Source organism: Streptomyces sp. NPDC016309, from assembly GCF_043077235.1.
Lineage (GTDB): Bacteria > Actinomycetota > Actinomycetes > Streptomycetales > Streptomycetaceae > Streptomyces.
Genome location: NZ_JBIBSG010000005.1, coordinates 414,658 through 427,611, shown reverse-complemented (window position 1 = coordinate 427,611; position 12,954 = coordinate 414,658). Strand labels below are relative to the sequence as shown.

The window sequence follows — 12,954 nt, the reverse complement described above, 5'->3', positions numbered from 1 at the left end:
GCTACCGCCGCGCCGCCACCTCCCGCAGCGCCGCCACGAGCCGGGCCACCGCCGGGGCCGCCTCCGCGCCCCGCCGCACCGCCGCCACGACATGGCGGCGCGGCTGGTCCGCCTCCAGCACCCGCGTCAGCACCCCCGACGCGCGGTCGGCGGCCACCATGCGGGGCACCAGCGCGATGCCCATCCCGGCCTCCACCATCGCCAGGATCGCCGTCCACCCGGCCGCGGAATGCGCCTGCTCCGGCACGAACCCGGCCGCCTCGCAGGCCGCCCTGGTGATCTCCGACCAGGGCCCGCTGCCCCCGAAGATCCACCGCTCCCCCGACAGGTCGGCCAGCCGCAGTCCCGGCGCCCCCGCCAGCGCGTGCCCGGCCGGCAGCGCCACGTCCAGCGGATCGGCAAGCAGCGGCAGACGGCTGAACTCGGGGTCCCGGGCCGTCGGCGCGTGCGCCGCCAGCGACAGGGCCAGGTCCACCTCGCCGGCCGACAGCAGCGCGTACGCCTCGGCCGCCTCGGCCTCCCGCACCCGGACCTCCAGGCCCGGGTGCGCGGCCCGCAGCCGCAGCACGGCCGGCACGACCAGCGCGGGAACGGCGGTGGAGACGCCCCCACCCGGACCTCCCCCGCCTCGCCCTGGAGGTAGCCGGCCAGCTCGGCGTCGGCCCGCTCCAGTTGCGCGAACACCGCCTCGGCGTGCCGCAGCACCAGGTGCGCCGCGTCGGTGAGCCGCACCCGCCGCCCGTGCGCCTCCAGCAGCCGCACCCCGAGCTGCCGGGACAGGTTGGTGAGCTGCTGGGACACGGCCGAGGGGGTCATCAGCAGTGCCTCCGCCGTCGCGGTCACCGTGCCGCGGTCGCGCAGGGTGCGGAGGATCCGGAGCTTCTTGATGTCCCACTCGGTCATGTCCGGCAACCTACCCACGCCCCGGGTCACCTCCCCCGGGCCGTCCCCAGGACCACGCCGCCGAGGATCAGCGCCATGCACAGGAACTGGAGCGGGCCCATCGCCTCACCGAGCAGCGCCCAGGACAGCACCGCCACGCACACCGGCTGGAGGTAGTACACGACCCCCGCGCGGGCGGCCCCGATCAGGCCGACGGCCTTGTTCCACGCGAAGAACGCCACCGCCGAGGAGAAGACCCCGACGTACACCAGCGGCCCGGCCGTACCGGCCGTGGGCGTGAACCCGCCCTGGACGGCGAGGCTCGCCCCGTACGCCGGCAGCAGCATCAGCGCGCCGAGCGCGAAGGTGGCGAACAGGAAGGCGGGGCCGCCGAGTTCGGCGGGCCGCCGCTTCAGCAGGGCGCTGTAGGAGGCGAAGCAGACGGCGGCGGCCACGATCCACAGGTCGCCGGCGGCCAGGTCCGGCACCAGGGAGCCGTTGCCGACCAGGAGCAGCACACCGGCGCAGGCGATCCCCATGCCGGTCACGCGGCGCGGCCCGAGCCGGGCGCCGCCCAGCTTCTCGTACACCGCCATCAGGACCGGGGAGGCGGCCATGACCATGCCCATGGTGCCGGCCGAGGTGGTCAGCCCGGCCTGGTTGACGAGGGTGTTGTAGACGGTGACGCCGAGCAGTGACGCGAGGGTGACGAAGCCCAGGTGGCGCCGTACGGCGTGGCGCTGCCGCCAGGCCTCGCGGGCGGCGAAGGGGGCGACGGCGAGGATCGCCACGATCCAGCGCCAGAAGGCGGCCTGGACGGGCGGCACCGCGTCGTGCAGGGCGCGGGAGGCCACGAAGCTGCCCGACCACACGACCGTCGCGAGGGCCGCGAGCAGGAGGCCGGGCCCGAAGGCCCGGCCGGCAGCGCCCCTCGCGCTCGTCGATCGGCCGGCATGGACGCGGTCCTGTACTGCCACGGTCTCTCCCCCCTCGTCCCCCATGGACGGGGGTGCCGGTTGCGGGAGCTACCGTCGCACCACCGGAGTCGTCAGGTCCATCGAAACTTTTTCACCGGTACGTTCAGCAGAACTGAACGATGAGCGGGGCGTCCACTGTCCGGCGAGCGTCGCCCCGAAGGCGATGGCCATGCCGGCGAGCTGGACGGGGCCCAGCGCCTGCCCGAGCACCGCCCAGCCGATGACGGCCGCGGTGATCGGCGAGAGCGGTCCGAGGAGCGTCACGGAGGTGGCGGGGAGGCGCTCGATGCCCCGCAGCCACAGCCAGTACGAGACGGCGGTGTTGGCCAGCGCGAGGTACGCGTAGCCGGCCACGCCCCGGCCGTCGAGGGCCGGCGGGGCGCCTTCCACCAGGAAGGCCACCGGCGCGATCAGCAGCCCGCCCGCGGTGAGCTGCCAGCCCACCATGGCCAGCGGGCCCACCCCCTTGGGCCGGCCCCAGCGCTTGGTGAGCACCGTGCCCGCCGACATGGACGCCGCGGAGGCGAGCCCCGCGGCCACCCCCACGAGGTCGAAGGCGGCGCCCGCCTTCAGGACCACCAGGCTCACCCCGAAGGCTGCGGCGACGGCCGCCAGCAGGGCCCGGACGGTCGGCCGCTCCCCCAGCAGCAGGGCGGCGAGACCGACGACGAAGAGCGGCCCCACCGACCCGACGACCGCGGCCAGCCCGCCCGGCAGGCGGTAGGCGGCGAGGAACAGCAGCGGGAAGAACGCGCCGATGTTGAGCGCCCCGAGCACCACCGACTTCCCCCACCAGACCCCGCGCGGCAGCGTCCGGGTGAGCGCCAGCAGGGCCAGCCCGGCGGGCAGGGCACGCATCAGACCGGTGAACAGCGGCCGGTCGGCCGGGAGGAACTCGGTGGTGACGGCGTAGGTCGAACCCCAGGAGATGGGCGCGAGCGCGGTGAGGCCGGTGATGGCGGCTCTGCGGGACATGGTCTTCCCCCTTGAAGTAACTCGGCTCTAAGTAGCTTAGCGCTAAGCTACTTAATCGCAAGCATCTTTCTTGCGAACGAGGGAAATCCGGCCCACACTGCGGCCATGACCACATCGGCACCCGCGCCCCAGGACCCCGTCGACGCGATCACCGCACAGTGGGCGGTCGTACGCCCCGACCTGGACACCGCCCCCATGGCGGTCCACGGGCGGATCTACCGGCTGAGCAACGCCATGGCCGCGCGGATGGACAAGGCGTACGCGCCCTTCGGCATCGCCCGCGGTGAGTTCGACGTCCTGGCGACGCTACGGCGCTCGGGTGAGCCGTACACGCTCTCCCCGCGCGAGCTGTCGGCGACGCTCATGCTGACGACGGGCGGCATGACGGGGCGGCTGGACAAGCTGGAGCGGGCCGGGCTGCTGAGCCGCAGCCCCGACCCGCATGACCGGCGCGGCCTGCGCGTCACACTCAGCGAGCGCGGCCGGGCACTGGTGGACGAGGCCGTCGCGGCCGGACTCGCCGTCCAGCGCGAGGCGCTGGAGGCCGCCGGGCTGGACGCGCGGGAGACCGAGCTCCTGTCGGGCCTGCTGCGCAGGCTCCTCCTGGCCACGGGCGCCTGACCCGGGGGAGTCCGGGGGCGGGAACGCCGACGGCCCGGGCGGTACGGGGTACCACCCGGGCGGGCCGGCGAGAGGGCCCCGGGGACGCGCCGAGGCGCCCCGGAGGCCGACGGGCCTTAAGAAGTCACGCCTTCTTGGAGCGGTCGAGCACCATCACCAGACCGGCGATCACCGCGAAGAGCACGATCGGGGCGGCGACGTACAGGCCGAGGGTCTCGGCCACGCTCAGGCCGGAACCCGGGTCGTCACCGTCGTCGCGGGTGAGCGCGAGCGCGGGGGACGACATGAGCAGCATCATCAGCGTCGTACCGGCCGCGACGGCGCCGGTGCGCAGGGCGTTCTTCTTGTCCACGGTGCAAACGTAGCGAACGCCTAGACGCCCCGCGCGTCCGGGGGTGCCGTGGAGGGGCGCAGCACGTCCATCAGGGCGTGCAGCCGCGGGGAGACGGCCAGCTCCTCCAGGGTGACGGGGCGGCCCTCGGCGTCGGCGATCGGCAGCCGCCAGTTCGGGTACTGGTCCCAGGTGCCGGGCAGGTTCTGCGGGCGGCGGTCGCCGACCGCGTCCGGGAGCCACACCCCGGTCATCCGGGCGGGGGTGCGGCGCAGGAAGCGGTGGACGGCGCGGATCTCGGCCTCCTCGTCACGCGGGCCCGGCTCCAGCAGTTCCAGCTCGCGGAGGTACGCGAGCCACTCGGCGATCTCCTCGGCGTCCTCGGCGCGCTCCTCCTCCAGGGGGCGGGTCAGCAGCCCCAGCCGGTGCCGCAGACCGACGTGCTCTCCGGTGAGCCGGGCGGCGGTGGACGGCAGGTCGTGGGTGGTGGCGGTGGCCACGCAGTCGGCCCGCCAGGTCCCGGGCGGCAGCGGCCGCCGGGTGCCCTCCCAGTCGCGTTCGAACCACAGCACGGAGGTGCCGAGGACTCCGCGCCGCTGGAGGGATTCCCGTACGCCCGCCTCGACCGTGCCGAGGTCCTCGCCGATCACGACGGCGCCGGCCCGGTGGGCCTCCAGGGCGAGGACGGCGAGCATGGCGTCGGCGTCGTGACGGACGTACGTCCCCTCGGTGGGCGGACGGCCCTCGGGCACCCACCAGAGCCGGAACAGCCCCATGACGTGGTCGATGCGCAGCGCGCCCGCGTGCCGCAGCAGTCCGCGCAGCAGGTCCCGGTAGGGGGCGTACCCGGCGGCGGCCAGCGCGTCGGGACGCCAGGGCGGCAGACCCCAGTCCTGGCCACGGGCGTTGAAGGCGTCCGGCGGGGCGCCCACGGACATCCCGGTGGCGAACGCGCCGGCCTGGGCCCAGGCGTCGGCGCCGTCCGGGTGCACGCCCACGGCGAGGTCGTGGACGATCCCGACGGAGAGGCCCGCGTCCCGGCCGGCCCGGGCGGCGGCACCGAGCTGTTCGTCGGTGAGCCAGGCGAGCCGGCAGTGGAAGTCGATCCGGTCGGCCAGCTCGTCCCGCTCGCGCGCGGTGGCGGCCGAGCGCGGGTCGCGCAGGCCCTCGGGCCACTGCCGCCGGTCGGCGCCGTACCGCTCGACGAGGGCGCACCAGGTGGCGTGGTCCAGCAGGGCCTGGCCCTGGGCGGCGCGGAACTCCCGGAAGGCGGCCTGCCGCCCGGGGCCGAGCGGCACCCGCCGGAGCAGCTCCAGGGCCCGGCGCTTGAGCACCCACACCGCGTCGCGGTCGATCAGCTCGCCCTTGCGGAGCACCCCTTCGCGCAGTTCCGCCGCCCGCCCGGTGAGCACGTCCAGCTCGGCGCGGTCCTCGCCGCGCACGTACGCGTACTCGGGGACGTCCTCGATCCGCAGGTGCACCGGGTCGGGGAAGCGCCGGGAGGAGGGGCGGTACGGGGACGGGTCGGTGGGCGTGCCGGGCACGGCCGCGTGCAGCGGGTTGACCTGGACGAACCCGGCTCCCAGGTCGCGGCCGGCCCACTCGGCCAGTTCGCGGAGGTCGCCGAGGTCGCCCATGCCCCAGGAGCGGGTGGACAACAGCGAGTAAAGCTGGACGAGCAGCCCGTACGTGCGGCCGGGTGGCTGGGGCACGCGCGCGGGGGCGACGACGAGGGTGCTGTGCGCGGTGCGCCCGTCCCGCGCCCGGACGTCGAGCCGGTGCACACCGAGAGGCAGCCGCTCCCAGCGGGGCGTGCCGGAGATCTCGTCACCGTGCTCGGTGGTGATCCGCAGGTCGGTGCCCGGCGGGAGCGCCGTGAGGGGGCGGGGCAGTTCGTACGGGCGGACCTGGGGCGGGGTGCCCTCGCCCGGGTCGTCCTGCCACAGGACCAGCGTCGGCGGCAGCAGCCGCGCGTCCCGGGCCGCCTCGGTGGCGGCCAGGGACGCGCGCAGCGCCTCGGGCGTGGTGGCGTCGACGTCCAGGGCGGCGAGGACCTGCACCACCGTGGCGTCGGGGACCGGGACGGTGACGCCCGCGGACGGGGAGTACGCGGTGGCGACACCGTGCAGCGCGGCGAGCCGGGCAAGGGTCATTCAGGCTCCTGGGGACTCCGGTCCGCCGGCCGCGCGGTGTGCGGTCGGCTCGCTGGTGAGGGGGGTGAAGTCGGTGAGGGCGGGTTCGCTGGTGAGCGGGGCGGCGCCGGCGAGCGGCGGTTCGCTGGTGAGCGGGGTGCCGACGGCCGGCAGCCCGGTGAGGGCGCAGAAGCCGGGGCCGTGGCCGGTGTCGTGACGGTCGGCGACGGGCGCGGGGCCCGGGACCTGTTTGGAGAGGGCGGAGAGCAGGAGCTGTGCCGAAGCGGCCACGGGGGCCTCCTTGTACGGGTGACGGTGGGACACAGCAGCCCTACCCAGCGGGCGGCCGCACATCCGCACAACGTGGCGTCGGTCACATCGCCCGGCCATGACGGGAGTCGGGCCGCACCCCGCGCCCCGGTAGGCAAATACGACACAACGGCCACGCACATTGACACCTTCGGCGAGTCGGTGGTGGGCTCGAAACCGACCGGTTCGGCCATCGTTCCGGCCACCGGCAAAGCTACTCGCAGAACAACGAAAGACGAGGGGAGACGCGCGTGCAGTTCGGGCGCTTCGGCCGCGGCAAGCGGACCGCGACGGCCGTCGCCGTCGCCGTGATCGGCGGTCTGCTGGGCGGCGCTCCCGGTGCGCTGGCCGCGCCCGGCGAACCCGGCTCCCCCACCACGGCCGTCCCCGGGCGGGACGGCGGCGCCCTGCCCGCGGTGTGGCCGCGCCCGCAGTCGCTCCGGGCGGGCGGGACCGCGGTGCCGCTCGGCGACGAGGTGACGGTCCTGCCGGGCGAGGGCGCCGACCCGTACGCGGTGGGCGCGCTGGAAGACGTCCTGCGGGACGCCGGGGTGCGGACGGTGCACACCGGGCCGGGCGGGCGCGGGCCGGTGGTGCTGCTGGGCGGCACGGCCGCCGGGGCCGCGCTGCGGGCCCTGCGGGCGCCCGAGCGGGGCGACCTGCCGGCGGGGGGCTACCGGATCGCCACGGGCCGGTACGAGGGCCGGGACACGGTCGCGGTGGACGGTGTCGGCGGGGACGGGCTGTTCCACGCGGTCCAGACGCTGCGCCAGCTCATAGCCGCCGGCCGCACGATCCCCGGGGTCCTCGTGCGCGACTGGCCCGGGACCGCGGTGCGCGGCCTGGCGGAAGGTTTCTACGGCCGGCCGTGGAGCCACCAACAGCGGCTGGCGCAGCTCGACTTCATGGGCCGCACCAAGCAGAACCGGTACCTCTACGCGCCCGGCGACGACCCGTACCGCCAGACCCAGTGGCGCGAGCCCTACCCGGCCGCGCAGCGGGCCGAGTTCCGGGAGCTGGCCGAGCGGGCCCGGCGCAACCATGTGACGCTGGCGTGGGCGGTGGCACCCGCCCAGTCGATGTGCCTGGCCTCGGACGAGGACATGACCGCGCTCCGCCGCAAGGTCGACGCGATGTACGCGCTCGGGGTGCGCGCCTTCCAGGTGCAGTTCCAGGACGCCTCCTACGACGAGTGGCACTGCTCCAGGGACGCCGACACGTTCGGTTCGGGACCGGCCTCGGCCGCCCGGGCGCACGCGCGCGTGGCGACGGAGCTGGCCCGGCACCTGGCCGGCCGCCATCCGGACGCCGCGCCGCTGACCCTGATGCCGACCGAGTACTACCAGGACGGCGCCACCGAGTACCGCACGGCGCTGGCCGCGGAGCTGGACGACCGGGTGCAGGTGGCGTGGACGGGGGTCGGCGTGGTGCCCCGTACGATCACCGGCCGGGAACTGGCGGGGGCGCGCGACGCGTTCGGGCACCCGCTGGTGACGCTGGACAACTACCCGGTCAACGACTACGCGCAGGACCGGGTCTTCCTCGGGCCGTACATGGGCCGTGAACCGGCCGTCGCGGCCGGTTCGGCGGCCCTGCTGGCCAACGGGATGGAGCAGCCGGCCGCGTCCCGCATCCCCGTCTTCACCGCCGCCGACTACGCCTGGAACCCCAAGGGCTACCGCCCCGGGGAGTCCTGGCACGCCGCGCTCGATGACCTGGCGGGCGGCGACCCGGCGGCCCGAGCGGCGCTGCACGCGCTGGCCGGGAACGACGCCTCGTCGATCCTCAGCCGCACCGAGTCGGGGTATCTCCGTCCGCTGCTGGCCGACTTCTGGCGGACGCGCGCCAGCACGACGGCCGACGCGAAGGCCCGGGACCGGGCGGCCGGCGAGCTGCGTGCGGCGTTCACCGTGATGCGCCGGGCGCCCGAGCGGCTGGCGGGCACGGCGGACGGGCTGCTGGACGACGAGGTGGGCCCGTGGCTGGAGCAGCTCGCGCGGTACGGCCGCGCGGGCGAGGCGGCCGTGGACATGCTCCAGGCGCAGTCCCGGGGCGACGGGGCGGGCGCCTGGCGGGCCTCGCTGGAGCTGGAGCCGCTGCGCAAGGAGCTGGCGTCCAGCCCGGTCACGGTCGGCGAGGGGGTGCTGGACCCGTTCCTGACCCGGGCGGTCCGGGAGGCGGCCCGGTGGACGGGCGCGTCCCGCGACGCGGGCGGCGTCACGCACGAGGACGGGGCCTACACCGTGCGCCTGGACCGGGCCCGGCCGCTGGACACGGTCACCGCGATGACGGCGCCGGGGCCGGGCCCTGGCCACGGCTCCGTGGAGGCGCACGTCCCGGGCCAGGGGTGGCGGCGGCTGGGCGCCCTGTCGGGCAGCGGCTGGACGCAGGCGGCCGCGCGGGGGCTCACCGCCGACGCGGTACGGATCACCTGGACGGGCCGGTCCCCCGGGGTGCGGGCCCTGGTGCCCTGGTTCGCCGACGAGCCGCAGGCCCGGCTGGACCTGCCGCACGCCGAGACGGACGCGGTGATCGGCGGCGCCCCGCGCCGGGTCGACGCGGTGCTCGCCGCGCAGCGGCCGGGCGAGGTGCACGGCACCCTCACGGCGAAGGCGCCGAAGGGCCTGAAGGTCACCGTCCCGAAGCGGACCACCGTCCCGCGCGGCACGGCGGCCACCGTCCCGGTCGACGTCACCGTGCCGGCGGGCACCCCGGCGGGCGAGTACCGGGTGCCGCTCACCTTCGCGGGGCAGGAGCGCACGCTGACCGTCCGGGCCTACCCGGCGACCGGCGGCCCGGACCTGGCCCGTACGGCGAGGGCGTCCTCGTCGGGCGACGAGACCTCCGACTTCCCGGCGTCGGCCGCCCTCGACGGCGACCCGGCCACCCGCTGGTCGTCCCCGGCCGAGGACGGCGCCTGGTGGCAGCTCGAGCTGCCCGCACCGGTCCGGCTCGGCCAGGTGGTGCTCCACTGGCAGGACGCCCACGCGGCGAAGTACCGCATCCAGGTGTCGCCGGACGGCCGCACCTGGCGCACGGCGGCCACCGTGCGGGACGGCAAGGGCGGCCGCGAGGCGATCCGCATGGACGCCCCCGGCACCCGCTTCGTCCGCGTCCAGGGCGACGCCCGGGCGACCGAGTACGGCTACTCGCTCTTCACGGTCGAGGCCTACGCGGTCACCCCGCCGCCCCCCGGCGAGTGAGGCGAAGGGGCGCGGCGGGTGCCGAGAGGGAGAACGCGCGGAGGCCCCGAGGGACGAGGGGTCGAGCACGATCGACCGTCGGCGCACGCTTGAGCGCCCCGGAGCCGAACCGAGCCCTCTAGGAAACGCGATCGATGCGGGCCATCGCGTCGTCCGCTCCGTACGGCTGGAGGTAGGGCAGCCAGCGGGGGTCGCGGTGGCCGGTGCCGATGATGCGCCAGGCCAGGCCGGTCGGCGGGGCGGGCTGCTGGTGGAGCCGCCAGCCCAGTTCCCGCAGGTGGCGGTCGGCCTTGACGTGGTTGCAGCGGCGGCAGGCCGCCACCACGTTCTCCCAGGCGTGCTGTCCGCCGCGGCTGCGCGGTACGACGTGGTCGACGCTGGTTGCGACGCCACCGCAGTACATGCAACGCCCGCCGTCGCGGGCGAACAGGGCTTTGCGGGTCAGAGGAACGGGCCCCCGGTAGGGGACCCGTACGAACCGTTTGAGGCGCACCACACTGGGCGCGGCGATGGCACGGGTCGCGCTGTGCATGAAGGCGCCGGATTCCTCGAGGCAGATCGCCTTGTTCTCCAGGACGAGGACGAGCGCGCGGCGGAGCGGTACGACGCCGAGGGGTTCGTACGACGCGTTGAGGACCAGGACGTGCGGCACGGGTGCCTCCTTGTACGCCGGCGGCGCGTGGCTCGCGCCGGGACGATCTGCTCTCAGTCTCTCCTCATGCCAGGTCGAAGCGCCACCACGTACCGGTAACGGGCCCGAAGTGTTTTCGACCACACCGGGATCATCCCCAGGTGAGACACAGCTCTCCCTCGAACACGGCAACGAAGCACCCCCGGTGCCCCGTTAATGTAATTGGTTAGTTTGTCCATCCTGGAGGTTCCCGCCGTGCTCTGGTCCGCCGTTCCGGCTGCCGACCCCACACCCGCGCCGGTGTCGCTCGACGAAGCCGCCAAGCAGGCCGGCGAGGCCGCCGGCTGGGTGGAGCAGAACTGGTCCACCTGGTTGAGCACCGGTCTGCGCATCCTGCTGATCCTGGCCGTGGCGGTGGTGCTGCGGCATCTGGTCCGCCGGGCCCTGACCAAGCTGATAGAACGCATGAACCGCAGCGCCCAGGCGGTCGAGGGGTCCGCCCTGGGCGGGCTGCTGGTGAACGCGGAGCGCCGCCGGCAGCGCTCGGAGGCCATCGGTTCGGTGCTGCGCTCGGTCGCCTCGTTCCTGATCATGGGCACCGCCGGGCTGATGATCCTGGGCGCCTTCAACGTGAACCTGGCGCCGCTGCTGGCCTCGGCCGGTGTCGCGGGTGTCGCCATCGGTTTCGGCGCCCGCAACCTGGTCACCGACTTCCTCTCCGGCGTTTTCATGATCCTGGAGGACCAGTACGGGGTCGGGGACTCGATCGACGCGGGGGTCGCCTCCGGCGAGGTGATCGAGGTCGGCCTGCGGGTGACCAAGCTGCGCGGCGACAACGGTGAGATCTGGTACGTCCGCAACGGCGAGATCAAGCGGATCGGCAACCTGAGCCAGGGCTGGTCCACGGCGACGGTCGACGTGACGGTCCGCCCGACGGAGGACCTGGACACCGTCCGTTCCGTGATCTCGGAGGTGGGGGAGTCCCTCGCCAAGGAGGAGCCGTGGAACGAGCGCCTCTGGGGCCCGGTCGAGGTGCTGGGCCTGAACGAGGTGCTGCTGGACTCCATGACGGTCCGGATAGCGGCCAAGACCATGCCGGGCAAGTCGCTGGGCGTGGAGCGGGAGCTGCGCTGGCGGATCAAGCGGGCCTTCGACGAGGTGGGCATCCGTATCGTGGGCGGCCTTCCGGCGGCGGTGACGGAGGACGCCCCGAAGGACCCGACGGCCGGGATGGCGGCGCCGTCCGCCTTCGCCTCGACCACCTCCCCGCAGTCGGTCGCGGCCACCCCGCTGACCCCGCCGGCGAACCTGGCGAAGTAGGACGCGGGGACAGCACCCGTACGAGGACGACGAGGGGCGCCCCGGCTTCACGGCCGGGGCGCCCCTCGTCGTCGTCTCCGTCGTCGTCTCCGTCGTCGTCTCCGTCGACCTCGTCCTCGTCTTCGCCGACCTCGTCTTCGCCGTCGTCCCGGTCGTCGTCCACACCGGGGTCTTGACGCGTCCCTGACGGCCGTCCTACCGTCTCCGCACCCGACAGGAAACTTTCCTAACAGTACGAGGCTGGTGTTCCCCGCCGTGACCGCAACCTCCGGGACCACCCCCGGCACGCCCCGCGTCCTGCGGGCCATGAACGACCGGGCCGCGCTCGACCTGCTGCTGGAGCACGGGCCCCTGTCGCGGACCCGGATCGGGAAGCTGACCGGGCTGTCCAAGCCGACCGCGTCCCAGCTCCTGGCACGGCTGGAGGCGGCGGGGCTGGTCGTGGCGACCGGGGTGACCGAGGGGCGGCCGGGGCCGAACGCGCAGCTCTACTCCGTCAACCCGCGCGCCGCGTACGCCGCCGGCCTGGACGTGAACCCCCGGCGCATCCGCGCGGCCGTCGCCGACGTGACCGGGGCGGTGGCCGGCGAGTTCGAGCTGGCGACCCCGAAGAAGGCGGCCGGGGACGTCGTCCGGCAGGTCACCGAGGCGCTGGACGGTGCCGTGAAGGCGGCCGGGATCACCCGCGGCGAGGTGCGCCGGCTGGTGATCGGCACGCCCGGAGCGTTCGACCCGTCGACCGGCCGGCTCCGGTACGCCTCGCACCTCCCGGGCTGGCACTCCCCCACCCTGCTGGACGAGCTGGCCGCCGCGCTGCCGATGCCGGTCGAGTACGAGAACGACGTGAACCTGGTGGCGGTGGCCGAGCAGCGGCTCGGGGCGGCCCGGGGGCACCAGGACTTCGTCCTGCTGTGGAACGAGAGCGGTCTGGGCGCCGCCCTGGTGCTGGGCGGCCGGCTGCACCGCGGGTTCACCGGCGGCGCCGGCGAGGTCGGCTTCCTGCCGGTGCCGGGCGCCCCGCTGGTGCGGCAGGTCACCAAGGCCAACAGCGGCGGCTTCCAGGAACTGGCCGGCGCCCAGGTGCTGCCCCGGCTGGCCCGCGAGTACGGCGTCGAGGACGTGCCGCGCGCGGAGCGCGGGGAGCACGCGGAGGCCGCCGCCGAGCTCGTCCGCCGGGCGGCGGCGGCCGGCACCGGCCCGTACGCCCGGCTCCTCGACGCCTTCGCGACGGGGCTGGCCACCGGCCTGACCTCGCTGGTCGCCGTCCTCGACCCCGAGCTGGTGGTGCTGTCCGGCGAGGTGATCACCGCCGGGGGCGAGGCGCTGCGCGAGCGGGTGCGGGCCGAGCTCGGCGAGCTGGCCGCTTCCCGGCCGCGGCTCGTCCTCGGCGGCGTACGGCGGCACCCCGTGCTGCGCGGGGCGCTGGAGAGCGCGCTGTCGGCGACGCGCGACGAGGCCTTCGACACCTCCCGCTGAAGGCACCTCCCGCCGAAAGACACCTCCCGCTGAAAGACACCTCCCGCTGAAGGCACCTCCTACTGAAAGGCACCTCCCAGCAGGACCCTCCTCCCTC

At 75.2% G+C, this 12,954-nt stretch carries 10 protein-coding genes and 1 pseudogene; 4 read left to right on the top strand and 7 right to left on the bottom strand.

Annotated elements, in window-relative coordinates:
• Position 1: 1 nt before the first annotated feature.
• The 3 genes and pseudogenes from ACF068_RS15545 to ACF068_RS15535 all read right to left on the bottom strand — a co-directional run bounded on the left by ACF068_RS15545 (position 2) and on the right by ACF068_RS15535 (position 2,834).
• Positions 2–903: pseudogene (locus ACF068_RS15545) on the bottom strand (LysR substrate-binding domain-containing protein).
• 26 nt (positions 904–929) lie between these two features.
• Positions 930–1,859 (bottom strand): DMT family transporter, encoded by a 930-nt coding sequence (locus ACF068_RS15540; protein ID WP_392274749.1) that lies wholly within the window; start codon positions 1,857–1,859, stop codon positions 930–932.
• A 48-nt stretch (positions 1,860–1,907) separates the two neighbouring features.
• Complete coding sequence (locus ACF068_RS15535; protein WP_392274748.1) at positions 1,908–2,834, bottom strand: EamA family transporter; 927 nt, start codon at positions 2,832–2,834, stop codon at positions 1,908–1,910.
• A 105-nt stretch (positions 2,835–2,939) separates the two neighbouring features.
• Here ACF068_RS15535 and ACF068_RS15530 point away from each other — a divergent pair, with 105 nt between their 5' ends.
• Positions 2,940–3,455 (top strand): MarR family winged helix-turn-helix transcriptional regulator, encoded by a 516-nt coding sequence (locus ACF068_RS15530; RefSeq protein ID WP_392274747.1) that lies wholly within the window; start codon positions 2,940–2,942, stop codon positions 3,453–3,455.
• A 124-nt stretch (positions 3,456–3,579) separates the two neighbouring features.
• Here ACF068_RS15530 and ACF068_RS15525 read toward each other — a convergent pair whose 3' ends face one another.
• The 3 genes from ACF068_RS15525 to ACF068_RS15515 are packed head-to-tail and all read right to left on the bottom strand — an operon-like array spanning position 3,580 to position 6,209.
• The gene (locus ACF068_RS15525) at positions 3,580–3,807 is read right to left on the bottom strand and encodes a hypothetical protein (RefSeq protein WP_392274746.1); all 228 of its coding nucleotides are present in this window, start codon (positions 3,805–3,807) and stop codon (positions 3,580–3,582) included.
• 20 nt (positions 3,808–3,827) lie between these two features.
• On the bottom strand, positions 3,828–5,939 hold the full coding sequence (malQ, locus tag ACF068_RS15520) for a 4-alpha-glucanotransferase (protein WP_392274745.1): 2,112 nt from the start codon (positions 5,937–5,939) through the stop codon (positions 3,828–3,830).
• Entirely contained in the window at positions 5,940–6,209 is a 270-nt protein-coding gene (locus ACF068_RS15515) for a hypothetical protein (protein WP_392274744.1), read from the bottom strand.
• A 269-nt stretch (positions 6,210–6,478) separates the two neighbouring features.
• On the opposite strand from ACF068_RS15515, the gene ACF068_RS15510 reads away from it, so the two are divergent.
• Positions 6,479–9,430 carry a beta-N-acetylglucosaminidase domain-containing protein gene (locus ACF068_RS15510; protein ID WP_392274743.1) on the top strand — a complete coding sequence of 984 codons (2,952 nt, stop codon included), beginning with the start codon at positions 6,479–6,481 and terminating at the stop codon, positions 9,428–9,430.
• Positions 9,431–9,548: 118 nt separating this feature from the next.
• On the opposite strand, the gene ACF068_RS15505 is transcribed toward ACF068_RS15510, so the two are convergent.
• Positions 9,549–10,082, bottom strand: a complete 534-nt coding sequence (locus ACF068_RS15505; protein WP_073751115.1) for an HNH endonuclease — start codon at positions 10,080–10,082, stop codon at positions 9,549–9,551.
• Between the two features lie 234 nt (positions 10,083–10,316).
• On the opposite strand from ACF068_RS15505, the gene ACF068_RS15500 reads away from it, so the two are divergent.
• Both ACF068_RS15500 and ACF068_RS15495 read left to right on the top strand, forming a co-directional pair.
• Positions 10,317–11,381 carry a mechanosensitive ion channel family protein gene (locus ACF068_RS15500; RefSeq protein WP_392274878.1) on the top strand — a complete coding sequence of 355 codons (1,065 nt, stop codon included), beginning with the start codon at positions 10,317–10,319 and terminating at the stop codon, positions 11,379–11,381.
• A gap of 306 nt (positions 11,382–11,687) precedes the next feature.
• The gene (locus tag ACF068_RS15495; protein ID WP_392274877.1) at positions 11,688–12,857 is read left to right on the top strand and encodes an ROK family transcriptional regulator; all 1,170 of its coding nucleotides are present in this window, start codon (positions 11,688–11,690) and stop codon (positions 12,855–12,857) included.
• Positions 12,858–12,954: the final 97 nt, after the last annotated feature.